The sequence below is a fragment of the Nonomuraea sp. NBC_00507 genome, assembly GCF_036013525.1.
Lineage (GTDB): Bacteria > Actinomycetota > Actinomycetes > Streptosporangiales > Streptosporangiaceae > Nonomuraea.
In genome coordinates this window covers 2,790,794-2,816,926 of the sequence record NZ_CP107853.1, presented here as the reverse complement: position 1 = coordinate 2,816,926, position 26,133 = coordinate 2,790,794, and the positions used below count along the sequence as shown (strand labels likewise).

The 26,133-nt window shown below is 67.7% G+C and carries 32 protein-coding genes; 13 read left to right on the top strand and 19 right to left on the bottom strand.

Going from position 1 to position 26,133, the window contains the following annotated elements; all coding sequences use genetic code 11:
• Positions 1-332 precede the first annotated feature (332 nt).
• Positions 333-1,304, top strand: coding sequence for a polysaccharide lyase (locus OHA25_RS14375; protein WP_327588055.1), 972 nt, complete (start codon positions 333-335; stop codon positions 1,302-1,304).
• Between the two features lie 141 nt (positions 1,305-1,445).
• Here OHA25_RS14375 and OHA25_RS14370 read toward each other — a convergent pair whose 3' ends face one another.
• Entirely contained in the window at positions 1,446-1,850 is a 405-nt protein-coding gene (locus OHA25_RS14370; RefSeq protein WP_305919362.1) for a nuclear transport factor 2 family protein, read from the bottom strand.
• Between the two features lie 72 nt (positions 1,851-1,922).
• Here OHA25_RS14370 and OHA25_RS14365 point away from each other — a divergent pair, with 72 nt between their 5' ends.
• Positions 1,923-2,840 (top strand): LysR family transcriptional regulator, encoded by a 918-nt coding sequence (locus OHA25_RS14365; protein ID WP_327588054.1) that lies wholly within the window; start codon positions 1,923-1,925, stop codon positions 2,838-2,840.
• A 52-nt stretch (positions 2,841-2,892) separates the two neighbouring features.
• Here OHA25_RS14365 and OHA25_RS14360 read toward each other — a convergent pair whose 3' ends face one another.
• A complete protein-coding gene (locus OHA25_RS14360) occupies positions 2,893-3,363 on the bottom strand; it encodes a hypothetical protein (RefSeq protein ID WP_327588053.1) in 471 nt (156 codons plus the stop codon).
• 122 nt (positions 3,364-3,485) lie between these two features.
• Complete coding sequence (locus OHA25_RS14355; RefSeq protein WP_327588052.1) at positions 3,486-4,265, bottom strand: DinB family protein; 780 nt, start codon at positions 4,263-4,265, stop codon at positions 3,486-3,488.
• A gap of 221 nt (positions 4,266-4,486) precedes the next feature.
• Here OHA25_RS14355 and OHA25_RS14350 point away from each other — a divergent pair, with 221 nt between their 5' ends.
• Positions 4,487-5,026, top strand: coding sequence for a 2'-5' RNA ligase family protein (locus OHA25_RS14350; RefSeq protein ID WP_327588051.1), 540 nt, complete (start codon positions 4,487-4,489; stop codon positions 5,024-5,026).
• Positions 5,027-5,161: 135 nt separating this feature from the next.
• Here the strand turns inward: OHA25_RS14350 and OHA25_RS14345 are convergent, their stop codons facing one another.
• The gene (locus OHA25_RS14345; protein WP_327588050.1) at positions 5,162-6,097 is read right to left on the bottom strand and encodes an NADP-dependent oxidoreductase; all 936 of its coding nucleotides are present in this window, start codon (positions 6,095-6,097) and stop codon (positions 5,162-5,164) included.
• Between the two features lie 113 nt (positions 6,098-6,210).
• On the opposite strand from OHA25_RS14345, the gene OHA25_RS14340 reads away from it, so the two are divergent.
• Together OHA25_RS14340 and OHA25_RS14335 are read left to right on the top strand one after the other, a co-directional pair.
• Positions 6,211-6,639 carry a winged helix-turn-helix transcriptional regulator gene (locus tag OHA25_RS14340; RefSeq protein ID WP_327588049.1) on the top strand — a complete coding sequence of 143 codons (429 nt, stop codon included), beginning with the start codon at positions 6,211-6,213 and terminating at the stop codon, positions 6,637-6,639.
• A gap of 350 nt (positions 6,640-6,989) precedes the next feature.
• Positions 6,990-7,622: a hypothetical protein gene (locus OHA25_RS14335; protein WP_327588048.1), complete on the top strand. Its 633-nt coding sequence runs from the start codon at positions 6,990-6,992 to the stop codon at positions 7,620-7,622.
• 71 nt (positions 7,623-7,693) lie between these two features.
• Here OHA25_RS14335 and OHA25_RS14330 read toward each other — a convergent pair whose 3' ends face one another.
• The 4 genes from OHA25_RS14330 to OHA25_RS14315 form a co-directional block, all read right to left on the bottom strand.
• Positions 7,694-8,272, bottom strand: a complete 579-nt coding sequence (locus tag OHA25_RS14330) for a dihydrofolate reductase family protein (RefSeq protein ID WP_327588047.1) — start codon at positions 8,270-8,272, stop codon at positions 7,694-7,696.
• 133 nt (positions 8,273-8,405) lie between these two features.
• Positions 8,406-9,284, bottom strand: coding sequence for a hypothetical protein (locus OHA25_RS14325; protein WP_327588046.1), 879 nt, complete (start codon positions 9,282-9,284; stop codon positions 8,406-8,408).
• A 155-nt stretch (positions 9,285-9,439) separates the two neighbouring features.
• Positions 9,440-10,291 carry a hypothetical protein gene (locus OHA25_RS14320; RefSeq protein WP_327588045.1) on the bottom strand — a complete coding sequence of 284 codons (852 nt, stop codon included), beginning with the start codon at positions 10,289-10,291 and terminating at the stop codon, positions 9,440-9,442.
• A 218-nt stretch (positions 10,292-10,509) separates the two neighbouring features.
• On the bottom strand, positions 10,510-11,760 hold the full coding sequence (locus OHA25_RS14315) for an FAD-dependent oxidoreductase (protein WP_327588044.1): 1,251 nt from the start codon (positions 11,758-11,760) through the stop codon (positions 10,510-10,512).
• A gap of 72 nt (positions 11,761-11,832) precedes the next feature.
• Here OHA25_RS14315 and OHA25_RS14310 point away from each other — a divergent pair, with 72 nt between their 5' ends.
• Both OHA25_RS14310 and OHA25_RS14305 read left to right on the top strand, forming a co-directional pair.
• Entirely contained in the window at positions 11,833-12,441 is a 609-nt protein-coding gene (locus tag OHA25_RS14310) for a TetR/AcrR family transcriptional regulator (protein WP_327588043.1), read from the top strand.
• Positions 12,442-12,825: 384 nt separating this feature from the next.
• Positions 12,826-13,092: a hypothetical protein gene (locus OHA25_RS14305; RefSeq protein WP_327588042.1), complete on the top strand. Its 267-nt coding sequence runs from the start codon at positions 12,826-12,828 to the stop codon at positions 13,090-13,092.
• A gap of 277 nt (positions 13,093-13,369) precedes the next feature.
• Here the strand turns inward: OHA25_RS14305 and OHA25_RS14300 are convergent, their stop codons facing one another.
• Positions 13,370-13,558, bottom strand: a complete 189-nt coding sequence (locus tag OHA25_RS14300; protein ID WP_327588041.1) for a hypothetical protein — start codon at positions 13,556-13,558, stop codon at positions 13,370-13,372.
• Positions 13,559-13,624: 66 nt separating this feature from the next.
• Positions 13,625-13,951, bottom strand: coding sequence for a winged helix-turn-helix transcriptional regulator (locus OHA25_RS14295; protein ID WP_327588040.1), 327 nt, complete (start codon positions 13,949-13,951; stop codon positions 13,625-13,627).
• A gap of 12 nt (positions 13,952-13,963) precedes the next feature.
• Here OHA25_RS14295 and OHA25_RS14290 point away from each other — a divergent pair, with 12 nt between their 5' ends.
• Together OHA25_RS14290 and OHA25_RS14285 are read left to right on the top strand one after the other, a co-directional pair.
• Positions 13,964-14,878 carry an MBL fold metallo-hydrolase gene (locus OHA25_RS14290; protein ID WP_327588039.1) on the top strand — a complete coding sequence of 305 codons (915 nt, stop codon included), beginning with the start codon at positions 13,964-13,966 and terminating at the stop codon, positions 14,876-14,878.
• The gene (locus tag OHA25_RS14285) at positions 14,875-15,756 is read left to right on the top strand and encodes an alpha/beta hydrolase (RefSeq protein ID WP_327588038.1); all 882 of its coding nucleotides are present in this window, start codon (positions 14,875-14,877) and stop codon (positions 15,754-15,756) included. Before OHA25_RS14290 ends, OHA25_RS14285 begins: the two co-directional genes overlap by 4 nt.
• Here OHA25_RS14285 and OHA25_RS14280 read toward each other — a convergent pair.
• Positions 15,746-15,970 (bottom strand): response regulator transcription factor, encoded by a 225-nt coding sequence (locus OHA25_RS14280; protein WP_327588037.1) that lies wholly within the window; start codon positions 15,968-15,970, stop codon positions 15,746-15,748. The two genes, OHA25_RS14285 and OHA25_RS14280, sit on opposite strands and share 11 nt — an antisense overlap.
• Before the next feature lie 17 nt (positions 15,971-15,987).
• The gene (locus OHA25_RS14275; protein WP_327588036.1) at positions 15,988-16,143 is read right to left on the bottom strand and encodes a response regulator; all 156 of its coding nucleotides are present in this window, start codon (positions 16,141-16,143) and stop codon (positions 15,988-15,990) included.
• 326 nt (positions 16,144-16,469) lie between these two features.
• On the opposite strand from OHA25_RS14275, the gene OHA25_RS14270 reads away from it, so the two are divergent.
• Together OHA25_RS14270 and OHA25_RS14265 are read left to right on the top strand one after the other, a co-directional pair.
• On the top strand, positions 16,470-17,141 hold the full coding sequence (locus tag OHA25_RS14270) for a DNA alkylation repair protein (RefSeq protein ID WP_327590977.1): 672 nt from the start codon (positions 16,470-16,472) through the stop codon (positions 17,139-17,141).
• A gap of 169 nt (positions 17,142-17,310) precedes the next feature.
• Positions 17,311-18,267, top strand: a complete 957-nt coding sequence (locus OHA25_RS14265; RefSeq protein WP_327588035.1) for a hypothetical protein — start codon at positions 17,311-17,313, stop codon at positions 18,265-18,267.
• Positions 18,268-18,375: 108 nt separating this feature from the next.
• On the opposite strand, the gene OHA25_RS14260 is transcribed toward OHA25_RS14265, so the two are convergent.
• Both OHA25_RS14260 and OHA25_RS14255 read right to left on the bottom strand, forming a co-directional pair.
• Positions 18,376-19,170 carry a glycoside hydrolase family 12 protein gene (locus OHA25_RS14260; RefSeq protein WP_327588034.1) on the bottom strand — a complete coding sequence of 265 codons (795 nt, stop codon included), beginning with the start codon at positions 19,168-19,170 and terminating at the stop codon, positions 18,376-18,378.
• 189 nt (positions 19,171-19,359) lie between these two features.
• Complete coding sequence (locus tag OHA25_RS14255; RefSeq protein ID WP_327588033.1) at positions 19,360-20,085, bottom strand: SMI1/KNR4 family protein; 726 nt, start codon at positions 20,083-20,085, stop codon at positions 19,360-19,362.
• A gap of 192 nt (positions 20,086-20,277) precedes the next feature.
• Here OHA25_RS14255 and OHA25_RS14250 point away from each other — a divergent pair, with 192 nt between their 5' ends.
• Entirely contained in the window at positions 20,278-21,444 is a 1,167-nt protein-coding gene (locus OHA25_RS14250; RefSeq protein WP_327588032.1) for an erythromycin esterase family protein, read from the top strand.
• Between the two features lie 145 nt (positions 21,445-21,589).
• On the top strand, positions 21,590-22,039 hold the full coding sequence (locus tag OHA25_RS14245) for a DinB family protein (RefSeq protein WP_327588031.1): 450 nt from the start codon (positions 21,590-21,592) through the stop codon (positions 22,037-22,039).
• 99 nt (positions 22,040-22,138) lie between these two features.
• Here the strand turns inward: OHA25_RS14245 and OHA25_RS14240 are convergent, their stop codons facing one another.
• From OHA25_RS14240 to OHA25_RS14220, 5 genes are all read right to left on the bottom strand, one after another.
• On the bottom strand, positions 22,139-23,044 hold the full coding sequence (locus OHA25_RS14240) for an LLM class flavin-dependent oxidoreductase (RefSeq protein WP_327588030.1): 906 nt from the start codon (positions 23,042-23,044) through the stop codon (positions 22,139-22,141).
• A gap of 176 nt (positions 23,045-23,220) precedes the next feature.
• Positions 23,221-24,324: an NAD(P)/FAD-dependent oxidoreductase gene (locus OHA25_RS14235; RefSeq protein WP_327588029.1), complete on the bottom strand. Its 1,104-nt coding sequence runs from the start codon at positions 24,322-24,324 to the stop codon at positions 23,221-23,223.
• An 84-nt stretch (positions 24,325-24,408) separates the two neighbouring features.
• A complete protein-coding gene (locus OHA25_RS14230; protein WP_305919391.1) occupies positions 24,409-24,873 on the bottom strand; it encodes a MarR family winged helix-turn-helix transcriptional regulator in 465 nt (154 codons plus the stop codon).
• Between the two features lie 64 nt (positions 24,874-24,937).
• Positions 24,938-25,498 (bottom strand): hypothetical protein, encoded by a 561-nt coding sequence (locus OHA25_RS14225; RefSeq protein WP_327588028.1) that lies wholly within the window; start codon positions 25,496-25,498, stop codon positions 24,938-24,940.
• 159 nt (positions 25,499-25,657) lie between these two features.
• Positions 25,658-26,092 (bottom strand): GNAT family N-acetyltransferase, encoded by a 435-nt coding sequence (locus OHA25_RS14220; protein WP_327588027.1) that lies wholly within the window; start codon positions 26,090-26,092, stop codon positions 25,658-25,660.
• Positions 26,093-26,133 lie beyond the last annotated feature (41 nt).

Below are 26,133 nucleotides of genomic sequence, written 5' to 3'. Positions count from 1 at the left end.
AACTCGTGAGCCTCATAATGTTGTCGACCGTCATACCCGCGGAGGCAAGAATCGTACGGAGGTTCGCCCAGATGAGTTCGAGCTGCTCATCAAGGTTGCCGCGGGATTCCCCTCGGGGTCCAGGCCCATCGTCCCAGCGACGAACAGCAACCGTCCGGCGCCACGGACCTCAAGCGCGTGCACGTAGTCATTCGGTGGCGGCGTAGATACCCGAAACCGACCTCACGGGTGCTGGCCCAGCCCGACGTGCTGGTTGCCGAATCAACCGTGCGCCGTCGAAGGCGCGGAGCGGCCCAGAGCATGACTCTAGGGAGCGTCGGTATAGAGCGGGTATGTTTGACGCTCCTCACCGCGGCAATCAGTTGGTCCTTTCTCCCGTTGATGGAAAGATCTCTGCGGTGATGACTTCCGTCGCCAACTCGACCTTCCCGGACTTCCGCAAAGTCCTCGCTGCTGCATTGCTTGCCCTCCCCGTCACCAGCCTCGCGACCGCGGATGCCTCAGCGTCGACCCCCGCGAATGTCTCAGCAGCCGCGGGGGGTAAATTCGCCGCCGTTCTTCGGTTCGGCTATGAGGACGGGTCGAGGTCCTCCGGCAACCCGGAACTGGGATTCAACGAATGTTGCAGCCGTCCCTCGATCCAGGTCGATGATCTGCCGAGGACCGGGAAGTACGCGGTCCGCTCCTATCTGAAGTACGGCGATCATATGGTTGCCGGCGGCACCAGGGCGGAAAGCCACACGATGGACATCGATGCCAGCCATTTCAGATCTGGCGACACCGTCTACTATGGGTTCAGCATCTATCTGGCGAGCACCTGGCAGCGCGATTCAAGAGAAGACATCGTGTTCCAGTGGAAAGCCTGGCGCGACAAGTGCGAATCCGACAAGTTTCCCAGCGCGTTCCTCAGCGTGCAGCCCACAGGAAAGTGGCGGTTGCGCGTCAACTCCGACAGCACGGCCTGCTCCACGCCGGATTCCGTCCGCAAGACCAGCTTCGACCTCGCCGATGTGAAACCGGGCCAGTGGCACGACTTCGTCTTCAGGTACGAATGGAGCTACGGCAGCCAAGGCCAAATCGACGCCTGGTATCAGACCCACAAGAATCCTGGGTGGCACAAGGTCTTGAGCACCACCGGCCCCAACACGTTCAACGACGACGAGTCCACCAGCGGCTACCTGAAATGGGGCCTCTACAAGCCTGCGTGGAACAACGGACCGACCGACGTCGACAGCCGTACGATCTTCCACGACAACATCGCCGTGGGCAAATCCTTCAACGAGGTCAACCCGGCGGTCAACTAGGCCGCGGCCAGGCCGTCTGGATCTCCCCGTCGCCCCGGTTGCGTTCGACGCCCGCTCCACTGGCGATTCCGCGGCAACGCACCCACGACGGATCACTCATGTCCACCGTGCATGACCGTATCTGGACATGGATTGAGTCACTTATCGGTTTGGCCGGTCGAGGACCCGTTCGACCAGGGCCGTGTCGCAGTGCTCGACCACTTCGGTGATTTGCCCGTCGACGACTCGAAAGATGTAGCAGTAAGTCTGGTGGTACGGCTCCCCACGCTTGGTGGTGGCATATCCGCGGGCTTGGACCACGACGCGGTCGCCTTCGGCGAGAATGAGGTCCGCCTCGCTGCGATAATCGGTGAGCTGCGCCATGAGCGGTCGCAGCAACCCGTTCAGGGCCACCTGCCTCGGTCCCCAGCTTCCCGACCATGACCAGCGCCCCGGAAACACCCACCGAAAATCATCGGCCATCACCTCGCTCATCGCACGCGTGTTTCCCTGCGCCATCTGGTCGAAGACGTCCTGAAGAAGCCTCTTGTTCTCTGCGGCACCCATGCGAATGAGGCTAACCAGGACACCAGTCATGCGACAAACGAGAGTCTCGCATGTCTGATATGAATATTTCGCATGAGTGAGTTCACGATCGTCGGCCTGCGCGTGGTCCGCGAAGCGGCCCGCCACGGCTCGTTCTCGACGGCGGCCGAGCGTCTGGGCTACACGCAGTCCGCCGTCTCCCGCCAGATCGCGCTCATGGAACAGGCAGCCGGCCGGGCCCTGTTCGAACGCCATGCGCGCGGCGTGCAGCCGACCGCAGCCGGCCGAGTCGTCCTCCGACATGCCGAAACGGTCCTCGGCGAACTCGACGCCGCCCGCCAGGAGCTCCACGACCTCGACGCGCGGCCGCCCGGCCGATTGCGCGTCGGAGCCTTCTCCACCGCCATGGCGGCCTTGGTCCCCCGAGCGATCGCTGCTCTCGCCGTGCAGGAACCCCACGCACAGCTGCCGTTGCGCGAGGGGCTGAGTCCTCGCCTGCTGACCGCTGTCGCGCGCGGACGCCTGGACCTGGCGGTGGTGACCCGGCCCCAGGACGCACCGGAGGACGTCGAGGTGATCCCCCTCATGGACGACCCCCTGCTCCTCGCGGTCCCGCCCGACCATGCCCTCGCCGGCCGGGCAAGCGTCACAACCGCGATGCTCCGCGACGAACGGTGGATCACCGCAAGCACCGAGCCCGGCACAACACTCCTGGGTACGTGGAGCGACGCCTCCTGGCAGCCCGACATCGCCTTCGTCGCGCGCGACTGGGTCGCCAAGCTCGGTCTCGTCGCCGCCGGGCTCGGCGTCACCGTGGTCCCCGGACTCGCCGCACCGGCGCTTCCCCTGAACATCGCCCTCGTACGCATCGATCACCCCGCCGCAGTGCGACCCACAGCGATCGCACAACGCTCCGACGCCCCCGACGAACACCTCCGGCGGACCTTCACCGAAGCACTCCGCGACGCCTCAGCCGGACTGTCCGCCCAGCTCCGGCACAGACTGCGATAGCGTCTCAGCCGTCCAGAGAGCGGCACGGATCAAGTCGCATCAACGACGAACGTCAGATCAGGCCGCCGGGGTGCCGATCGGCGAGGTAGGCGTGGGCGGCCTCGGCGTCGCGAGGGGAGAACAGGTAGCGGATCCAGGCCTGCTGCTCATGCAGGATGGCGCCCATCTCCCACACGCAGTAGGTCCCCTTGGCCGTCTCCCCGAACGGGATGAGCTCGAACCCCGCCGCATCCTTGAGGTAGGCCGTCTCCCACAGTTCGTTGTCGTTCAGCCACGTGCATACGAGCAGAAGATAAGCGTCCCCGACGCGGTGCAGGATGACGAAGCCGAGCTCGCCCTTGGGACTGATCCCGCCGATCTCTGCCCGGAGGAACTCGCGTGCCTCCTTCCGTACGTCGTCGCCGATCTCGCGGTCCTCCCGGTGCAGGTCGTACCACTTGAAGCGAACGCCGGGCAGCCCGATGCCTTCGCCCGCCGAAAGCCGCTTGCGCACATGCGTGTAGTCCGGGGAAACACTCGTCATGGCTTGACATTAGGCGCGCAGCGGGGCCCGGTTTCGATAGCCACTTCCGATCATTAACGGGAGACCACTTCGCCGCTTTCGAGCCGAGCGCATTGAGACCCGCACACCCTGTGCAGCAAGCACTATGGGTTGCGCGCCTCCAAAGCGGCAAGATCCCGTTCGGCGTAGAGCCGATGCTCCCATTCCTCGTTGAGAATGCACAGCAGGCATTCACGCACCGGGTAGCTCCGCGATGGTGGTGGCCATCCCGGCACCTCGATCGGTTGGGTATGGCCGTCCAGTGACTCGTCGGTGAGGCCGTCGAGGACCTCGCGCACGGTGGACATCCGGTCACGGCGGAGCTCGAGCACCGTGTCCAGCGACGGTCGGACCTTGCGGTCGCGGGGTATCCCCGGTGTGTCCGGCATCTCGTCCCACGGCAGATCCAGCGGATCCCACGGAGCCGGATCGCCGAGAACGGCCCTTCTGACCCATGCGTCAGTGGCGAACACGAGGTGACGCAAGGTTTCGACGAAGGACCACTCGCCGTCGACGGACTCGTGCAGCAGCGCGGGATCCAGGCGGTGAGCCCGTTGGACGGTGCCCTCCCAGAGCCGCTCAACGATGTCCCATGCGTCTCGGAAGCCGGCGGGCGTGGTCGGGCGCATCTTGACCCGGCCGGGGTGCCGCCGGTCGAGCTCGGCGTTGATCAGCGGTCCGATGTCCACACCGTTGATCGTCACGTTCGTGATCTCGCCGTGGATGTCGACGTTGACCAGCTCGACTCCGCGCATCACGACACCGCTCATCCCCACGCCGCGGAACCTGGCGCCGGACAGGTCGCTGGCGCGGAATTCCGCGCCGCTGAGATCAACGCGCTCGAAGCGCGACCCCCTGAGCTCATCACCGATGAAGTCAGCCATGGCGCAACCGTAACGCGACGGACCGACAGTTCGACCACTCAGCGTGTGGTCCGGGCGGCGGTAATCGCTGCTGGTCATGTCGCGACCGTAGACTCCATTCCGGACGTTCTGCGTCCGGACGCCGTCGGAGCTTGTGCCCCGGCGGCCTGTTCGTCGAAGGGTCGCAGCCGGCGACACAAAACAGGTGGCGAACCGGCTCGGACTTTCGAGATCGTCCAACCATGTCGAACGGTGCTTCAGGACGCTATCGAGCAGGCCAGACAGCTTTGCTGGCCGCTGTGGAAGAGGTTGAGCCGCTGGTCGGGCACTGGCGGCGGCGTTTCGATGCCTCTGCGTCGGCCGGTGTTCCCGCGCATGTGACGGTGCTCTTTCCCTTCCTGGATATCGATCACCTGGACCATGCAGTGGTGGACGATCTCAAAGTGGTGGTCGGCGAGCACAGCCCCTTCACCATCCGGTTTGACAGGTGCCGGCGCTTCCCTGGCGTTCTCTATCTCGCGCCGACACCCGACCAGCCGTTTCGCGCGCTGACCGAGGCCGTGGCGGCGCGATGGCCGCAGACGCCTCCCTACGGCGGCCTGTACGCCGAGGTCATCCCCCACCTGACCGTCGCCCATGGCCAGCAGACCCACGTGTTCGACGAGGTAGAAGAAGAGCTGACCGCGCAGCTGCCGGTGACTGCGAACGTCGCGTCGGTCGGCCTTTTCGTCAGCGATGGCGACCGCTGGCGTCGATGGGCCGAGTTCCCTCTGCTCGGATAATCCCCGCATAACTCGCCAAACGGCATACCTGCGCCTGGTGGCATCCAGCGCAGCCCTCGGCTACGCCACTCCGGCCTCGCGTGCGCGCACGACCGCGAACGGGGCAGCTCAGACGGAGGGCTAACAGAATGATCTTTAAGGAGTGAGGACGAGACGACCGCGGAGACCGCCTTTGGCGAGGCGCCGGTGGGCGGCGGCGACGTGGTCGAGGGGCATGGTCTCGGCTACGCGCAGGGTGAGGGAGCCTGCTTCGACCAGGGCGGCAAGCTTGGAGAGGAGGGCGCCGTCAGCGCGGATCCAGTGGTTGAAGACCCGGATGCCGCGCAGCGGCATCGGTGCTCCTCCCGCCACCAGCGCGGCGAAGGCTCCCTTCGACCGGACCGCGTCGAGGGCGGCCGCTCCGGTCACGGCGGTGTCCAGTGCTGCGTGCACACCGCCAGGAACGAGGGAACGGACCGCCTCGCCCAGCCGTGCCGTGCGTGGTACGAATAGTTCGGCTCCGAGCCCGCGGACGAGCGGTTCATCGTCGGCTCCGGCGACCGCGACCACCCGGAGGCCGCGCGCGACGGCCAGTTGGATCGCGAAGCCGCCGACGGCACCGGCCGCCCCGGTCACCAGCAGCGTCTGCCCGTGGTTCAGGTCGAGGCTGTCGAGCGCTTGCGTGGCGGTGAGACCGTTCAGGGGCAACGTGGCGGCTTGGGCAGGCGAGACGCCCGCAGGCGCGGCTGTGACCGCATCCGCGTCGAGTACGACGTGTTCGGCCTGAGTGCCGAGCGGCACGTCCAGCCGGTCGGACAGGCCGATCACCCGGTCCCCGCGCACGATACCGGTGACCCCTGGGCCCACTTGTTCGACGGTTCCCGCGACATCCCACCCAAGGCCGATCACGTCCCGCGCCGGCAGCAGGCCCGCTTCGGTGAGCGCACCGGACCGAGTGGCCAGATCGACCGGGTTGACCGATGCCGCCTCGACCCGAATGCGGACTTGCCCTTCTGCCGCAACCGGCATCGGCACGTCCGCGATCTGCAGAACCTCGGGCCCACCGAAAGAACGGACAACAACTGCACGCATGAGGTCTCCTCGTCGTTTCACAAGGTTTCAGGACTTGAGAACAACCGTATGGAGAGCTACTCTCCGGTGGGAAGTACGCACCTCAGAGTGCGTATCGTACGGACAGGAGCGCGATGACCACCCGCACCACCGCTCAGCAGCGTGAGCAGGCGCGCATCGCCTATGACGCCTACCTCGCGACCTGCCCAGCGCGTCAACTTCTCGACCGGATCAGCGACAAATGGGTGAGTCTCCTGCTCACCGCGCTCGCCGGCGGCCCTCAGCGCTATAGCAGTCTGTCGCGAACCATCGCCGGCGTCAGTCAGAAGATGCTCACCCAGACTCTGCGCACCCTGGAACGCGACGGCCTGATCTCTCGCTCCGTCACGCCCTCCGTCCCGGTACGGGTCGATTACGCTCTCACCCCACTAGGCATCAGCCTGCTGCCCGTGATGCAGGCCATCAAGGACTGGGCCGAGACACATATCGAACAAGTCGCCGCCGCCCGCGACACCTACGACAATCGCTCTACCTGCCCAGACGCCCTTGCTGAGAGGGCCTAAGATCGGCTAAGACGTGGCAGACAATGACGGCGGCGCTCTCGCATCGAACTCGACGACCCGCGCGTGGACCGTCCACACCGCAGGCGGTCAGGTGCACGTCGAGCCCGGCGAACCCACCAGCGCAGACGCCTGCCTCCGTACCTCCTGCGGTCAGCCACCACCCCGACGCGCGACGCCGGATGACCACACATGCTGAGCACTGGGCCAGTCGCCTGGCACGCGACGGGGCGGCCTCTGTCTATATGCGGCGACACACCCTGACTATGGCGTTGTCCGCAGTCGAGGCGGCGGAACGTACCCATCCTTATGCGTCTAGGGGGCCCGGGTCAGCACCCAGGAGGGGTTAGATCATGAAGTTCCGCTCACCGTTCGTGGCCCTCGCGACCGCGGCACTTGCCGCACTCGCGATGGCCACCCCCGCTTCCGCAGCCACTCCCAACCCCGGCGTCATCACCGCCGACAACACCACACTGGTCTTCACCGCCGGCAGCGGCGTGGACAACAACCTGTCCATCGGGACGACCCTCGTCAACGGCCAGGAGAGGATCGCCTTCTCCGACCAGGCCGCGCTGCTCACCGAAAGCCTCGCGCACTGCGTCACGACCAACAACGGCCACCTGGTCCACTGCGACCTGGCCCTGGTGAGCCGCCTGAAGGTCACGCTGGGCGGTGGCGCCGACCGGATGGTGGGCAGCGTCACGCTGTCCATCCCGATGGTCGTCGATGGCGGCATCGGCGACGACACCATCTCCACGGGCCGCGGCAACGACACGATCGACAGCGGCTCCGGCAACGACTCCGTCGTGCCCAACGGCGGGCGCGACACGGTCCTCCTGGGACTCAACGCCGACACCGCCGACGTGCGCGACGGCCAGTCCGACTCCGTCGACTGCGGCGCGCGCGGCGTCTTCGAAAGGCCCGACGAGATCAGGGCCGACGCGGGGGACACCATGTACCGCTGCGAGAAGGTGATCGTGGGCTGACGCTCGCTTGAAGGGGGTACGGCGGGCCGTACCCCCTTCAAGACTGCCCCGATCGAGCGCACGGGCACCCCCTAGCGGCGGACCCGATAGAGCAGGTGCAGCACCCGGTCGCCCTGGACCACCACGTGCGGGTCCTCGAGCAGATGCTGGGCGTCCACCGACCCGAAGTACCGCTTGCCCGAGCCGAGGACCACCGGCACGACGTCCATCGCCACCTCGTCCACCAGACCGAGAGCGAAGGCCTGGCCCCCGGCGGCACCGGCCGCCACGGCGACGGTGCGCTCGCCTGCGAGGTCCTTCGCCTTCGCGATCGCCTCTGCCACATCGTCCACGAAGTGGTACGACGCCTCCGGGTGCCACCCGTCGGGCTTGGGCCGGCGTGACACCACGACCACGTGCTCCCCCGCCGGCGGCTTCCCTTCCCAGCCATTGGTCATGTCGAACAGGTGCCGCCCGATCACCATCGACCCGATGCCCGCCCACATCGGCTTGACGTACTCGGCCGAGACCCGCGAGACCTTCGCCCTGCCCGCTTCGTCGAGCGCGACGTCGCCGTTGGAGTACCAGTCGAACAGAGGGCCGACCTGATCCTGCGGGTCGGCGATGAAGCCGTCCACCGACACGACGTTGTGCATCACCACTTTGCTCATCACATCTCCCAGGTGCTTCGAGGGCTTGGCCTCGCCTGTCCTTTTGCCAACGCGTCGATCGCGTGCTGCCGGAATCGACACGGCCCCGGGAAATCTCGTGAAGAGAGATCGCCGGGGCCGGGCGGTGGTCTCACTACTTGTCGGTGATCGTCGTGTCCAGTTGCCAGCCTCCGGTCAGATCGTTCGCGCCCAGGTTACGGACGCACATGCGCCAGTTGAGCCGGCCTTCGCGCCCCAGGTCGGCGGAACGGATGGCATATTTCTCGACGGGGTTCCTGTCGCCGCTGCCGTCCACCCGCGTCCAATTCTCGGTGTTGATCTTGGTGTTGATGGGATACGACCCGTGGTAGAACTCCAGGCGCCAGGCGGGGACTCCGCCCGAGGAGTTGCCCTTCCAGGTCACCACATAGCTCTTGCGCTCCAGGTCGGGTGTCCTGACACCCAGGGTCTGGCTGCATGCCGCGCCGCCAGGTCGCACCGTGGGGAACGTCCCTTCGTGCGGAGAGCCGGGGACGGCCTCGGTGGAGTCGGAGTCGGTGGTCCCGCTCTCCTCCTCTTCCGTAGGCGTGCTGTCAGTGGCCTCGTCCGTTGCGGACGTCTCGTCCTCCAGAGTCGCCTCGGACACGGCATCCCAGTTCTCCGTCTTGACGGTGATCTCCTCGGAGACGGGGTCCTCGGTCTCGTCGGTAATGGGCGCGTCGGCGGTGCCGGCCGACTCCTCGGTCGTGCCGTCGGCCGGGTCGGTCACGTCGGTCGGGTCGGTCGCGTCGGCCGTGTCGGTCTCGTCGGTCGGGTCGGTCGCGTCGGTCGCGTCGGTCGCGTCGGTCGCGTCGTCGGACATGGCCGCCGCGGCCAGGGACGCGTCGGTGCACTCCACGCTCGCGTCCGCGCTGCACGGGTCAGGATCCGCGGTGGCGTGGCTCATCGCCAGCTGCCCTCCGCCGGCCAGGACGGCGAGCGCGCCGGCCACGGCCACGAGGCGTATACGAGTTGATCGGGACTTCAGATTCATGGGTTTACCTCGTCAGATGGGTCGGGTGACAGGCCGGGCGTCGACTCGGCTCGGCTCTGTCTCGGCTTGGGGCTGTCTTGGCTTGGGGGCTGAGCCGGGCGGGAGCGTGTCGGCTCCCGCCGGGCGACTGCTGCGGGTCACGCCTTTGCGGCAGGTCAGCGGCGCCGGACGCGGCCCAGCACGTCGACGACCTGCTCGTTGCAGGTGTTGACGTACTTGACGAGCACGGTGTAGGTGACGCCCCGGTCCAGGAAGTTCGCCGAGTAACGGGTGCGGTCTTCCAGAACGGTGTTCTTGGCGACCCTGGGCTGCGGGCTGAAGGACTCGGCGTTTCGCCGGGACAGGAAGAAGTAGCTGGCGGTGCTCCGCGGCTTGAGCTTGTCGCCGAAGGGGGCCAGGAAGGCGTTGCGGCCGACGATCAGCGTCTTGCCGAGGTTCCTGCCGCCGATGAAGGCCTGGGAGGTGAACCTGCCGCTGCGGACCGTGGTCCCGTACAGGCGGACGTAGGCGGGCGGGCGGCACCTCTGCCCCTGCAGGCCCGGCCGGATCCGGCCGTACCAGTCGTTCGTTGCGAACGAACCGCCGTTGCGGGAGGTGTTCTTGGACTTGGTGCTCTTCTCGTACAGCCGCTTCAGTGCCTCGCTGCCGAGCTTCTGCAGCGTGTTCTTGGCGAAGGTGGGGAAGTCGAAGCCGCCACCGGACGTGCTCGGCGACGTGCTGCCGGTGCGCGGGGCGGTCAGCCCGGAGCTGCCGAAGAAGTCGTCGACGAGACCGTTGAAGGTGTCGTCGAGGGGGTTACCGCCGCCGCCGAATGAGTCGGGCAGGTTGAACCCGCCCGGGTCACTCGAACCGCCGGACCCGAAGAACCCGCTGGAGCCGAACCCGTCGAACGGGTCAGGGGCGCTGGCACTGGCGCTGGTCGTATCGATGGCGAACACGCCAGTGGCGACGGCGCTGCCCACTGCCAGCCCGGCCACCGTACGACGCAGCTTGGAAGGTGATCTCACCTGTGACTCTCCTCTCGCGTGGATGTGCTCCGGCGAGAGCGGCACCCGTGAGCGAGAGCCGCGGGAGCGCCGAACCACATCCGGACGTTTCCAGCGACTCCTGCGTACGGGGCCTGTCGATGACCATCCAGGTGGCGACGTTGACTACTTGACCGCGGACATTGACCAGCCAGGTCCACCGGGCGCCGTCAGCCTCCACGTCCGCTCGGGCCAAGGGGTCATACGGCATGCGCCTGGCCTGCGCGTCCGGCGGAGCGTCGTCTGCCGCGGTGGCGTACGAGCAGGGCACGGGCGGCCAGGGCCGGGTTGAGCAGGGACATGGTCGGGGCGACCTGCATCCCGACCAGCGCCAGGCGACGGGCCACCTCCGGGTCGTGCACCGCGGCCTCGTGGAGCAGGCGTTGCACCGGGTTGGGCGGGGCGACTTCGGCGCCGCCCCGCATGAAGGCGTGTTCGCGCTCGAGGGCGCGGTGGACCCGCCGGTAGCGGCGCAGTGCCGACGCGGGGTCGTCGCCGGCGAGCAGGGCCGGCGCCGTGGCGTCGGCGAGCCACTGACCCGACAGCAGCGCCCAGGTGCAGCCGGGGGCCGGTGTCGGGTCGGCGGTCAGGGCCGCGTCACCGATCAGGGCCAGGCCTGGCACGGGGGTGGGGTGACGGCGGATGAGCGGGTAGTCGGGGGCGATGACGACCTTGGCAGCTCGTTCGGCGCGGGTCAGGTCGGGGGCGTCGGGCAGCGAGGCGACGTAGCGCTCGATGTAGCCGGCGTGGTCGGTCAGGTCCGGGGGCAGGGTGTCCTTGGCGGGCATGACCGCCACCTGGGTCAGCCCACCGTCGGTGGGGGCGAGCACCACCCAGTCCCGCTCGTGCCACCACAGGGCGGCGGGGGTGGGCAGCGTATGCCGTACATTCCGGTAATAGGTGTAGAAGAACGCGCGGCCGTTGGGCGTGAACCGCTCGGGGACGCCGGCCAGCGAGGCGACCTTGGACCGGTAGCCGTCGGCACCCACGATCAGGCGGCCGGCGTGGGTTTCCTCGGTGCCGTCGAGCAGCCGGGCGCGGACGCCGGTCACCCGGTGCCCTTCGGTGAGCAGGCCCGTGACCGTACGGCCGAGGAGCAGGTCCACCCCTCCGGTGGCGGCGGCGCTGCCGCGCAGGATCGGGTCGAGGGTGGTACGCCTGACGCTGAGGAACGGCGGGACGCCGCCGCGGGAGCGGTCGGTCCAGCCGTACGCGGTCCGGATCGAGACGTCGCCGGTGCCCGCGCCGGTGGCCAGCAGGTCGTCCCATAAGCCGAGCCGCCGTAACGGGGTCTGGGCGCGGCCGAGCAGGAAGTGGCCGCACAGCCGCTTGGGGGTGTCGATGCTGCGGTGCTTTTCCAGCAGCGCGACGCGTAAGCCGGCCCGGCCGTACAGGATCGCGGCGGTGCAGCCGCTGACGCTGGCTCCCACGATGACGACGTCGTAGTCCATGACGCTCTCCCTCGTTTCGTCACACTGTTCCGTTACGGCGTAACGTAACAGTGTCGCGATAGGCTGTCCAGCATGGGACGTCCACGCGAGCACGACGAGCAGACCCGCCGCGCACTGCTGGCGGTGGCCGGCGACCTGCTGGCGAGCGAGGGATCGGCCGGGGTGAGCGTCCGGCGGGTGTCACAGGAGGCGCAGACCACCACGCGGGCGGTCTACAGCCTGTTCGGTGACAAGGAAGGCCTGCTCCGCGCGCTCTACCAGCAGGCCGCCGAAACCATGCGCCGCCACCACGAGGCCGTCCCCGAGCACGACGACCCGCTCGTGGAGATCACCGCACTGGCGCTCGCCTACCGGACCGCCGCCCGGGAAGAGCCCAACCTCTACGGCCTGTTCATGAGCGGCAGCGTGCCCGGTTTCCGTCCCGTCGGGGACGACGCGCGGCTGGCCCGTCGCAGCCTCGCTCGCGTCGTGCAGGCACTCCAGCGCTTCGCCGACGCCGGGGAGCTGCCCGGCCGCGACCCGCGGCTGGTCGGCCAGCAACTGTGGGGCCTGGTGCACGGGCTGGCCACCCTCGAGCTCCAAGGCCACCTCGGCCCCTCCGACCAGGCGGAGGCCCGCTGGCGCGACGCGGTCCTCGCCACCGTCACCGGCTACCGCCAGCCACCTCCCACCCCTCAATGACCAGCACTGGAGAGCAGGGCAGTCTCCGAAGGTGGTTCCCCCTTCGTCAGCGCGGGTCGTGCCCGGGGACCCCAACAGCGACCGCCACCATGAAACGCTGACGCCACTGGCATCGAGCTGGGCGCGGCGTTGGGGTTCTCGTAGGCATCGACGATTTGGCCGCGGTCGTTGATGCCGATGGCCAGGGTCCTGGGCGCGCCCGGGAAGCTGATGGGGGCCACAGGGCCGTCGACGCCGTTTCGCAGCAGGAAGCCGCGGGCTCCGGCCAGGGTGGCGGCGGCACCGGTGGCGGGGGCGCTCGCCGACAAGGACGACGCGTTCCGACGCCGGAAAGGGAGCCGGTGGCATGACCCGCACACCATCGCCGGGAACGGAGCCAGTGGCATGACGCTCATGCCAGCCCGCACGGGGAGTTCGGTGAGGGCCAGGCGGCTCCTGGTCGCCGTCCACGTCCTGGTCACGGTGAGCTGGCTCGGCGGCGCGTACGCCATCCTCGTGCTCGTGACCGGATCGCTGGTCATCCTGGTGGCGCTGGTCGCCACCGCACTCCTCGGGATGTACCGGCCTTGGGGTCGCCGCGCGAGCAGGCGCTCGGCACGATCACCTTCGGTGGCCCGGCGCGCACACCGCGATGACATCGCTGATGGATAGCCGGCAAGGGAGCCTTCTTCGGCAATCATCAAACGCAAGTAAGAAGTGGGGGTCGGCTCACGACCGGTCCCCACTCATGGCATGTCCGGAACACTACCGGGCGCTCCGGCCGAACGCCCGGCCGGAGCCTCACCGGCGGTTCGCCGCCCGAGCGGTGGCGTCCCGGGGTTCGGGCTACACAACGCCGCCATCGTCACGGCCGGCCTCCCTGTCATTCCAACGTGTCGAAAACCGGCAGACGCAGTACGGAGATGAGGACCGACCTTAGTAGCCAAGTTCAGTCTCTCTCAGCGACGATGGCAGCGCCGCTCCTTCGGCTTTCCTTGGTGAGGCGATCGGCCTGGGCGCCGCCCACTTCGGCAGCTCGATGCAGGTAATCGGCGATCACATCCAGCTCCGCGTCCCCGTACCTCTCCAGCACCTCGGTGAAAGCCTTGCCCGGCAGGTCCCAGGCCGCGCTGATCATCTCCCGCGCCGAGGGCGCCAAGGCGACCAGGGACCGCCTGAGCGGACGTCGCTGTTGCGGCCACCGCTAGGGGTGCTCCAGTGCCCAGGCGCAGATGGCGGACAGCGGCTCCCGCAGGGTTTGGCCGAGTGTGGTCAGGGAGTACTCGACATGCTGTGGGGCGGTGTCCTTGAGCACCCGTCGTTCGACCAGCCCGTCACTTTCCATGCTCCGCAGGGTCTCGGTCAGTACCTTTTGGGTGATACCGGGGAGCCTGCGGCGCAGCTCGGCGTGCCGCTGCGGTCCGGCGAGCAGCGCGTAGATCAGCAGGACCCGCCACTTGGCGGCCAGCCGCTCCAGCGCCTGCCGGGTCGCGCAGCTTTCTTCCAGGACGTCGGGTATCACCAGTGCCATGGGGTCTCCCGTGTGGAGGGGCACCTCAAAGTGCCTTCTGGCCGGTTCAAGATCAGGGCGCCTAGTGTCTCGGCCATGACAGAGTTTAGGGTCCACTCGTACACGGCGGCAGAGCCTGGGATCTTCGTCAACAGTTACCTGCTGGAGACGGTGGACGGCGTGGTGCTTGTCGATGCCGGACTGCTGGTGTCCGACGCGCGGGCGCTGGCCGCACGGCTCGCGGCGTTGCGTAAGCCACTGGTGGCGGCGTTCGTGACACATGCACACCCGGATCACTACAACGGGCTGCCGTACGTGGTCGGCGACGACGTGCCGGTCTATGCGACGGCACTGGTCGCCAAGACGATCGAACAGACCGCGGCCGCCAAGCGGGAGCAGTGGCAGCCCACCTACGGCGAGGAATGGCCGGACCGGTTCCGGGTGCCGGACCGGCCGCTGGACGGTGGCGGCACCCTGGACGTCGCCGGGCTGCGCATCCAGGTGCACGACCTCGGAGCCGCTGAAAGTCACGCTGACTCCTACCTCCTCGTCGAGGCCGGCGAGAAGCGGAATGCCTTCATCGGTGACCTGGCCTTCGACGGCGTGCACTCCTATACGGCGGATGGGCATTCGGGTGCGTGGCTGGATGCGCTCGATCGACTGGTGGACGAGTTGGCCGGGGTGCCGCTTTATCCGGGCCACGGCGCGCCCGGCGGCACCGGCCTGCTGATCCGGCAGCGGCAGTACCTGCTCATGTACCGACAGGCAGTGGGACGTTTGGCGGCCGGTGCGCCGAGTCTGAGCGAAGCGCAGAAGCTGGAGTTGACGCAGACCCTGACCCGTTTCCTGCCGGGGGCGCCTCTGAACTGGCTGGTTGGCCTGGGCGCGGACGCCGTTGCCGCCGAGCTCGCGACCTCATCACCAATCGATGCAAGGGAGGGCTCATGACCACTGTCAAAGCTGAGCGAATCTCCTTCGGCAGCGAAGGCATCCAGCTAGTAGGCGAGCTCCGGCTTCCAGACGCGGACGGCCCGCAACCCGCCATCGCGCTCACCGGCCCGTTCACCGGGGTGAAAGAGCAAGTCCTCGGTACCTACGCCGAGCTACTCGCTCAGGCTGGACTCGTTACGCTCGCCTTCGACCACCGGGGCCTCGGGGAAAGCGGCGGACGCCGCCAACATGAGGACAGTCAGGGAAAACTTGCCGACCTGAGGGCCGCAGTCGGCGTGCTGGCCGGCCGACCCGAGGTGAACCGGGCCCGGATCGGAGTGGTTGGCGTCTGCCTCGGCGGCGGCTACGCGGTACGGGCCGCAGCCACGGACTCCCGGGTGAAGGCGGTGGCAGGAATCGCGGGCGCCTACAACAGCCCTGCTCGGATCGCCCAGACCATGGGCATCGACGCCTACCGTTCCGCACTCGGCGGCTTCCTGGACCGGTACGACGAGTACGTACCCGCCGTGGCGCCCGACGGCGGCGAGGCCGCGATGACAGGCGATGAGCCGTACGCCTACTACGGCACCGCCCGGTCCACCTCCCCGTACTGGCGCAACGGGGTCACCACAGGATCGCTCCACACCCTGATGACCTTCGACGTCCTCGGCGCGGCGGACCTCCTGGCGGCCACCCCGCTACTGATCGTCCACGGAAAGACTGACGCCTACTGCTCGCCGACGCTGGCTCGGGAGTTCTACGAACGCAAGCCCGGCGACAAGGAGATCCTCTGGCTGGACGCCGACCAGCACATCGACCTCTATGACGTGGAACCGCACGTATCCCAAGCCGCCCAGGCAACCGCCGACTTTCTCCACCGCAACCTCAGACCCTGACAGCCGGGAACGATGAGCGCGCGGGCCGGGACGGGGGCGGGTCGCCGGGGCGGACGATCCCCGACTCGTACGCGTACCGCACGACCTGGGCCCGATCGCACAGGGAGAGCTTGGCCAGCAGGCGGTTGAGGTGTGTGCTCACGGTCGCCTCGGTGATGGACAGGGCGTCGGCGATCTCAGAGTTGGGCAGGCCGCCGGCCACCAGGCGCAGCACCTGCTCCTCCCGCGCCGTCAGCCCCGACGGCGGCGACGGCGACGGCGCAGGATGCGGCGGGCCGCCTCCAGGCCGTCCAGCCGGGGCATCGCGATATCCAGCAGCACGACGTCGGGGCGGCGGCTCCGGGCCAGCTCCACCGCCCGCTCCCCGTCGGACGCCTCGCCGAGCACGGACAGGTCCGGCTGGTCTCGATCATCACCCGCAGCCCGGCCCTGATCATCGCGGGAGAGGGCACCCCACTGGACGTGATCGTGCCCCAGAAGACGGCAAGATCAAGCTGATCCCGGGCCCGTACGCGCCTGCTCGCAGCGAAGGCGCGGGTCAGTACCGAGAACTGCTGCAATTTGCGAAGACGCGGGATTCCTGTCGGTGACTGCCGCCGAGCCGGCGTGTACGACAGGAGGCCGACGTCCGTCGTAGGCTGCCTCTCGCAGGTGACGGACAGGAGGCCGAGGTGGCCGATACGACGCTGACCGCGACGACGGTGGCCGAGGTGATGGCCGAGCTGGCCGAGCTCGAGGACCCGAAGATCCGCGCGGTGAACGAGAAACACGGTGACGATCACGGCGTGAACCTCAGCAAGCTGCGCGCGCTCGCGAAGCGCCTGAAGACGCAGCAGGAGCTCGCGTCCCGGCTCTGGGCAACGAATGACACCGCGGCGAGACTGCTCGCGATGCTGATCTGCCGCCCGAAGGCGTTCAAGCGTGACGAGGTGGACGTCATGGTGCGCGAGGCGCGCACGCCCAAGGTGCACGACTGGCTCGTGAACTACGTGGTGAAGAAGAGCCCGCACTCCGAAGAGCTGCGCCTGGCCTGGTCCGCCGATCCGGATCCAGTGGTCGCGAGCGCCGGCTGGGCACTGACCACCGAACGCGTGACCAAGAAGCCCGAGGGCCTCGACCTCGCAGGACTGCTCGACGTCATCGAGGCGCAGATGAAAGGCGCCCCGGATCGCCCGCAGTGGGCGATGAACCATTGCCTGGCTCAGATCGGGATCGACCACGCCGAGCACCGCGCCCGTGCCATTGACATCGGTGAGCGCCTGGAGGTGCTCAAGGACTATCCGACTTCCCCGGGCTGCACATCTCCGTTCGCGCCCATCTGGATCAACGAAATGGTGCGCCGGCAGCACGATGAGACGGCGGCTCCTTCGGGGAGTCGGCGGTAACAACGACGCGATCAACCCGATGATCATGATCAGTCCACAGATGAGGAACGGCCAGCCGTAGGGCCGGAGCCACCCCCAGTCGTCGAAGCTCGGGCACGCGCCGGACTACGCGAGCTCAGTGGTCTCGCGCCGATTGCAACCTTTTCCGATCTGGCGAGGTCCAAGGCATATGGACCTCTCGCCGGCTCTTATGCGTGCGGCGGGACCGTATGCGATCATCGTGCTCGCGCTCAACCTCGCCGCCGTGGCCGAGTCCCGCGACAACCTCGACGGTGTCCAGGTCGACCATCCCGGCGGTCCGATTGTGGCGCTCGAGGAGTTCGGCCTGCAGCGCTCCTTGACCATCGCCGCGATCCAGCTGACTTTCGCCATCTACCTCTCATGGGCCGCACGCCGGCGTTCGCCGGGAGTGATGGCGCTCACCGGCCTGGTGACGGGGTTATACGAGATCGGCCTGCTGTGCATTCACTGGTTCAACCCGATCGCCGCTTTCCCGATCCGGGCATTCTCCAGCCCGCCGTTCGTGCGGCTCGATCCGCCCTGGTATGACCCCGCACTGAGCCTCGTCCTGTTGGCTGCCGCGGTCACCCAGTTGGTCGCGCTGGTTCTGGCTATACGTTCCAGCGACTGGCGGCTCGCCGGCCGGGGCTCGCTCCTGCTGCTCGGCCCGCTTCTGGCCGTCACCGCCTATGCGATGATCAATCTGTTGGCGATCCAACTGGCGACTGAGCCGAGGACTCCTACGGACCTCTTCGGCTCGCCGTGGACCGAAAGCTCGCGCGACTCGCTGGTTCGCCGGGCCGAGGAGACTACGGGCCTCTTGGGACGATGGCTGCTCCCGCTGACGGTGACCGCGCTGCCCCTCTCATGGCTGGGCTGGCGCATGCTGCGACGGGGGGTCACGCCGGCGATGATGGTGCCCACGTACATGCTCAGCGTGCCGTATCTGGCGTTCCTGGGATTGTTCACCTGGCTCCAGCCGCTGTCGAACGAGATGAACTACGACGACCAGACCGGCTACCTCGACCAGAGCCCTGCATGGCACCCGACCGCCCTCGTCGTCCTCTTGGTCATCGCGATCGCCGCGCAGGCCACAGGGCTGGCACGAACGTCGAAGAGCACGTGATGGTCTCGACGTCACCAGCCCATCGACCACAATCCGCTACGTACGCTGGCGGCCGAGTGGGGAGATCGACTCGGCCGCCCACCGTATATCGGTCGCCTCCGGCCGACGTCAGCTTGCCGAGACCGAGAAGCTGTTGGTACGGAAGTCCATCCCGCCACTGGACGACGTGATCTCGTAGCCGAACTGGACGTCGCCGAGCGTCACATCACCGAACCAGTTCCTGGACCGGAGCCAATTCAAGATCGCCTTGATGTCCACGGTCCCGGAGTTGACATTGCCCTGCCGCACGAAGGAGAACACCTGGTTGGACCCGTTGGAGCCGCGGTAGACGTCCCAGCTGTGGCCGCCCACCGAGGCGCTGGTCTGCCGCGACCCGAGCGGGCCCACCGGGCCGTACTTGTTCATCCACAGCATGATCTCGTAGGTGTGGCCATCGCACCAGATGTCGTACGCGCTCGTGTAAGCACCACCGTTCGGCACGGTGACGTTGAAGCTGCTGGTCACGCTGCCGAGAGCACTCAGCCGCCGGTTCACGTTCCTCGTGGCGTTGGGGTAGGACTTGATGCCACCAGTGTTGGGGTGGTTCGCCCAGACACCCCAGTTACTGTACGAATTGGCCCAGATCGTCTGTGGGCCGGCACCGCTGCCCCAGATGTTGTTGTAAAGGGTGTAGCCGCCGTTGGTCCAGGTGCCCCACCGGTCCGACGAATACCAGACGGCGGCCTGGACCGGCTGAGCGAGCACCCCGATGAGCACGACGAGCATGGATGCCGAGACGAAGAGGCGGAGCATCCTGAGCATGATTTCCCTTTCCGCTGTTGTGCGCCGATGGCAGGCACCTCTTTGTCGAATCCGGTGTCGAAGCGCTTCGACGAAATCCCTACACGACCGAGACCGGTTCAACGGGAAGTGGAGTCACCGTAAGTCCGCATCCGACCCGAGGAAACAGCGGCGAGAAAGAAATCCTCACTGTCGCAGGTCAAGCGACAATCGGCAGCGGGATCGATGTGAAAGTTTCACACCGCCTGCTGGTGGCCGTGCCGGGAGCTCCGGGTCGGATGCCGGAGACTCGCAGGGCTTGAGTTCGCAAGCTCAGTAGGAGTAGTCAATCATCCAGTCACCGGGCAGCTCGGTGCGGATCTGAGCGAGTGCTTCAGCGGTTCGGGCCCGGACCCAGATCCAGGTGCGCTGGTCATCCCGGATGATGAGGTCCGGGTCGGCAAACCAGTGGACGGCCGGAACCGCCATCTGGGATGTGGGGTAGTCGGGCAGCGGCAGCCGCGTGAAGCGCTGAGCCAGCACACTGGCTTCGCCCTCAGCGAGCGCTCGGTTGTCCCCGAGGTCTTCGGAGGAAAAGAGCGACTCCGACAACACGAGCTCCAGGCAGGCGTGCGAGAACCGGTCCAGCCAGCTATCCCAGCTCTCGGCACCCTTGTCCGCCAGGTCCATCCGGAGGACCACGGGAGGGTCGGGCTGGTCCAGCTCAGCGATCGGGATGCCCCAGAAGACAACAGCCTGGTTCTCGACGCGGAACACCAGCGCTTGATCTTTGACTTCGAGATCCGCCGGGCTGAGCAGCACATCTTGGAGGCTGGTCAGGTCGGTGCGGCGTCCGAAGAGCTGGTAGGCCTCCCGCAGCGCTGCGGGAAGGCGCACGCCGAGTCGCGCCTCGGCGGCATCCAAGTCCGCTTCGGACCAGCCATCGCCGTCGGCCAGCGGAGACCTCCATGTCGCCGCGAACCCACGGATGAAGTTCCACGCTCCGGCTCGGTCAGCCATTGCCGCCGGGAAGTCCTGAATCACCTCGAAGGCCGTCATGGCCGAGAGGCTATCGCTGCCCGAGTCGCCTTCCTCAAGACTGCCGCTACGAGCCCACGCGGCTTCGCCTTTACTTTCGGATCAAGGCCCACCGGCCTCATGGATCTATCCCCGATTGAAGGTCCATCGTGGTAAAAGCAGGTATGCAGAGGGCAAAGTTTACACCGGAAGTTCAACGATACTGTTAAGGCTATGGACATCAAGGACACAGCCCATCCGCTCGACGGCGCGGGCGTCTCGGCGTTCCTCCGGTCGCTGCCCGCCCAGCCCCTGCTGCTCGGCCTGGGCGAGGCCAGGCACTTCGTGGGGGAACTGGGCGAGGTGCGCAACGAGATCTTCCGGCATCTGGTCGAGCACGAGGGCTACCGGTCGTTCGCCATCGAGAGCGACTGTCTCATGGGCCTCGTGGTGGACGACTACGTCACGACGGGCGCGGGCACGCTCGATGACGTCATGGAACGCGGCTTCAGCCACGGCTTCGGCGCGTCGCGGGCCAACCGCGAGCTCGTACGCTGGATGCGGGCGTACAACGAGGAGCATGACGAAAAGCTCCGGTTCTTCGGGTTCGACGGCCCTCTGGAGTATTGGGCGGCGAGCCCGCGCCAGTCGCTCATCGCCCTCTACGACCTCCTCGACGGCCCGCTCCCCTGGACCAGGGAAACCCTCGACACGCTGCTGGGCCCGGACGACCGGTGGTCGAACGAGGCCACGGCCATGGATCCGTCCCAGTCGATCGGCCAGTCGGCCGAGGCCCAGCGGCTGCGACTGATCGCCGACGACCTGGTGGCGCTGCTCGACACGCAGGCGCCGCGGCTGAGCGCGGAGGACAGGAAACGGGCGGCACTGTACGGGCGCGCCGCCACCGGCCTGCTCCGCTACCACTACTGGATGGCCGACGCGTCCCCGGGACGGTGGACGCGGCTGTCGGCCCTGCGGGACGCGATGATGGCCGCCAACCTGTGTGCCGTCGCCGAGCACGGCCCGGCCCTGGTCTTCTCCAGCAACCTCCACCTGCAGCGGAACAAGAGCTTGATGCCGTTCGGCGACCAGCTGCTGGAGTGGTGGAGCGCGGGCGCGATCACCGCGACGCACCTGGGCGACCGGTACGCCTTCCTGGCCTCAGCCCTCGGCACGGTCGGCGACAACACCCCGCCCCCGGACACCGTCGAGGGCATCCTGTCCACGCTCCCGTGGGACCGCTCGCTCATCGACGCCCGCCGCCTGGCCGGGGCCATCACGAAGCCCGCCCCGCGCATCTCCCACGATTTCGCCTATTTCCCGCTGGACCCGGCCCAGCTCGACATGATCGACGGCATCGTCTTCCTCAAGCAGGCTGTCGAGCTGAAAAAGCTGGGTTGACAGCACATGGCTGTCGGTCTGGCCTGACCATCGGCTGGATGCCGCCGGTCCGAGCCCTGTCTCCCGTCCGCCCACTGACCTCGATCCCGTGGCGCGCCAGCTGGTGGCCCGTCGATTGTGCCGGAGCCGCGGTTATGCTCTCGGCATGGCTCCCGAAGTCGAACAACTTCGCGCGGTGCTCGACGGGCTGCGGGTCGGCGTTCTCAAGAAGCTGGCCGGACTCGGCGATGAGGACGCCCGACGCAGCACGGTCGATTCGGGCACCAACCTGGCCGGGCTGGTGCAGCACCTCACCTTCGTCGAGTCGATGTGGTTCGAGGAGATCGTCGCCGGCGGAAAGGCCACCAGGGGCGACCGGTCGATGCGGGTCGACCCCTCGGTCTCGCTGCGTACCCTGCGCGCCGAGTACCGATCCGCCTGTGAGGCCAGCAACGAGATCATCGCCGCGGTCGGCGACGCGGACGCGCCGGTGACCCGCAACGGGAAGACGCGCGATCTTCGGTGGGTGCTGCTCGCGGTGATCGAGGAGACCGCCCGCCATGCCGGGCACGCCGACATCATCCGCGAGCAGATCGACGGCCAGACCGGCCGTTGATCCGGCTCGCGTGCCCTGCCGTGCGCGCACCGCGGAGTTGTCAGCTCACCGCTTTCTTCACGAGCTCGCCGCCCGGGAGCAGCATGCGCCGGTGTCGCGCTACTTCGCGATCGCCTCGCGGACGGACGGGACGACCTCCTGGGCCCAGCGGGCCAGCAGGGTGAGGTCAGGGGCGCCGTGGCCGGCGGAGAAGAGGGTGAAGCCCGAGGCGCCGTGCTCCAGCACGGCGCCGGTCAGCTCCTCGACCCACTGGTCGACGGAGCCGCCGAGCCAGCGGCCGTCGCGGTCGCGGGTGGCGGGCAGCGGCCGGTCGGTGATGCGTCCGGGGAAGTTGAAGATCGTACGGATCTCGCTCGGGTCGCGGCCGACCGACGCCGCCGCCTCGTCGATGATCGGCCGCGAGGTACGGTAGCGCTCGCTGAGCCAGTCGGCCGCGTGGCCGGGGATCCAGCCGTCGGCCACCCGGCCGGTGGCGGCCAGGGATTTCGGGCCAACCGATCCGGTCCACACGGGAGGCGCGGCGACGGGAGCGGGCTCGATCTGGTGGACCTGGTAGTGGTTGCCCTGGTAGGTGACCGGAGGGCCGCCGCCCGACAGCAGCTTGACCAGGACGATCGCCTCCTCGAAGGCGTCCACGGCGTCGCCTGGCGTCAGCCGGGGCACTCCCATGTCGGCGATGCGATCCCACAACCCGCCCGCACCCATGCCGAGCACGATCCGGCCGTCCGACAGCGCCGACAGCGACGTCACCGTTCGTGCCAGCATGGGCGCGGGCCGGGTCGGCAGGTTGGTGACGTTGGCGAAACCGGCGATGTGCTGCGTACGCCCCAGGATGAAGCCGAGTGCGGCGTAGGCGTCCAGGCGCTCACCGATGTAGGGATGGTCTGACAAGGTGAAGATGTCCAGCCCGTCCCGGTCGGCCTGCTGGGTCATGCGCAACAGCTCGGGTATGTCATCAATGCCGGAATGCGCGCCAAAACCGAAGACGACGTTATGTGCGGACAATGTTCTGCCTTTCCGTGCAAATGGAGATGTTCACCAGGCGTACGCTTCCGTGCTCGTGCGCACGGTCCATGATGGCGTGGCTGCCCTGTTCGAAGGTTGCCGTCCCGACGTTCATCGTGCCCAGGACGAGCCGGGACGCGGAGCGGCCGCTGCGGCCCAGCCGCGTGTCATCCATGTCACGCGGCGCCGAACTGCTCGGTGAAGCGGCCGGTGAACAGGTCCGCCCCCTTGTACGCCGAGACGGTCTCGGCCGGGACGACGGCGGGTCCGTCGGGGGTCGGCAACTGGCCGACACCCCCGCGCGGGCCGAGGGGCAGCAGGATCATCGGGTGGGGCAGCGGCTGGTAGGTGGCCCCCGGCTGCTCGCCGCGCAGCTGGGCGATGATGTTCTGGGCCACGACCTCGGCGTGCTGCATCGCGTACCCGGCCATCTTGGCCTCGGCGACGTCGGTGATGTCGCCGATGGCGTAGACGCGCTCGTGAACGGCGTCGTGCCCGTGGACGTTGAGGGTTTCGGTGACGGGAACCTGCCCCTGCGGCGTACGTGTCGTCAGCCGGCCGTCGGCGAGGTAGTCGCTGTTGACGTGCACGCCGTGCGCGCGGAACCAGATGTCGGCGGTGATCTCCTCCTCGCCGGTCGTGGTGACGGTGAAGGTCGCCGCCTGGCCGGGCTCGGTCGCCGGAGGCGCGGTCAGGCCGGTGCCCAGCCGCAGGTTGATGTCCTGCTCCTTGAGCTGGCGGCGCAGCTCCTCGCGCATCTCCGCGGGGAAGGCGGCCAGCAGCTGCTCGGCGGGGTCGATGATGGTCACGTGCTTGTGCGGCCAGACTTCCTTGATCTCGCCGGCCAGTTCCAGACCGACCGGCCCGGCGCCGAGGATCAGCACCCGCTCGGCGCCGGCCAGCTCCTTGTGGGTCCGGAGCAGGTCGTCCAGGACCTCGTCTGTGGAGTCGGCGGACGGCTTGGCGGGGTAGGCGTAGCTGGAGCCGGTGGCCAGGACCAGGTAGTCGGCCTCGACCCGTCGGCCCGAGGCCAGGGTGACGCCGCCGGGGTCCACCGAGACCGCGCGGTCGCGGACCACCGTGCCACGCCTGAGCCACTGGTCGTAGGGGAAGAACATGTTGTGCGCCCAGTCGGGCTGGGTCAGCGCCCGCAGGGAGCCGGCCGAGTTGATGAACGCGTCACGGGGGTCGATGAGGACGACGTCGGCCTCGGCGTCCAGCGCCTGGGCGACCGCAGAACCACCGTAACCTCCGCCGATGACCACGACTGTACGACTCATGATTTACGCTCCAACACATAAAGGGCTGCAGTTCGTGTCACGAACCATATTAGTTCGTAGTACGAACCGCAACTCCTTCTTGGTTCAGCGTATGGAATCCGGCTCCATGAAGACGGAGGGAACCTTGTTGTCCGTCACGACGCGGCCGAGCAGGGCGGCGAGCGTGTCGCGCTCCGCCGGCGCGAACCCTGAGGTCAGTTCATCGATGCGGCGGCAGGTCTCGGTGTAGAACGCGTCGGCGAGCTTGGCGCCCTGCTTGGTGAGCGCCACCCTCACCGCGCGGGAGTCTTGCGGGTCGGGTTTGCGTTGGACCAGGCCGTTGCGCTCGCTGCGGTCCACCATGCCGGTCAGGCTCGACTTGGCCAGGCCGAGCATCGCACCCAGCTCGCTCATGCCGTACGGCTGGGCCATCAAGACGCACAACAACTGGCCCTGCTGCTGGGTGAGGCCGTACTCGCGGGCGGAATCTGCGTACACGGCATTCACCAGGAACGTTGACCGTACCAGCGCGGCCACCGTCCCCATCTGGCCGTCAACATGCTTGCTCACTGCCCCAGAGTAACAAATTCGTGGAACGAACTACCGCTTCCGGACATGGCCCTACGGCGGTTCATCACGATGACGCTAGGCCTGTCTGCTCGGTTGACCAGTTGGTGGCAGCGATGACGTCGCGTGCGATGTCGGCAACGGAGCGGCCGTCGGTGGGGATCCGCACGACCCACGAGGGCGCGTTGCTCTCCAGGTGCCGGGCCATACGGGCGCTGCGGGTCAGGTGCGCGTCCAGTTGGCTGCCGATCTCGCGGGCACCGAGGCGGTGTCGGGCGGTTGCGTCGTCAGCGGTCAGGAGTATCGAGGTGATGCGGGTCGTGCCGCCCATGGCGCGGGCGATGAGGTCGGACTCCAGGACGGAAACGGTGTTGGTGTAGATCAGTCTGCGGTATCCCAGCGCGGCGTAGTTGCGCCAGAGGGCGGCGAGGTTGGCCTCGGTCATGTGGGTGCGGTGCGGGTCGCCGGGCGGGGCAGGGAACGCCTGGTCCAGGTTGTCGCCCTCGATGAGGCAGTGGGCGATGTGAGCAGCCTGCAGTTGCGCGGAGATCTCCCATCCGACCGTGCTCTTGCCGACCCCGGCACGACCTCCGATGAGCAGCGCTTCGAACTGGGCGACGTCATGCAAAGACGGTCTCCATGTGGTCAGAGGATCGATGGCGTCTCACGTGACACGGGCGCGGCCACCACGTGCTGGTGGGACGAACGAAGATCGAACGGTGGCAGCGTAGCGCCTGAGCAGTGGGGCGCGCGATGCTGGACGAGCTGATGGCCAGGATCGCCGACGCTACGGGGTCACGTAGTGGTGGAGCAGGGCGGGCTCACCGGCTGCGTTGACCCAGTCAGCGCGGCTGCTGCGAACTCGGCGCCAGCCGGACTGTTCGTAGAAGGCGATGGCCGCCGTGCCCTCAGAGGAAACCTCCAGCTTCAGCGGCCCCCGCACAGCGGCGCGGACGGAGTCGAGGAGTTGACCGGCCAGACCGCGCCCGCGTGCTGCCGGGGTCACGAACAGGCGGACGATCTCGGCGTCTCGGGTAAGACCCACGTGACCAAGTACGGTGCCTCGCTCGACCGCTATCCAGGCCGATGCCAGGTCGGCCGGCGTCAGCCAACCCCAAGGATCGTCCGGCCAGTCCACGGGATAGCGGTCAGCGGCCTGGACCTGGGCGAGTGCTTCAACGCATGCTTTCCTGTCCTCGTGGTTTCTGAGGCGGATCTTCATGCACGCAAGCGTAAAGCCCTATTCCGTGTCGAGAGATATGG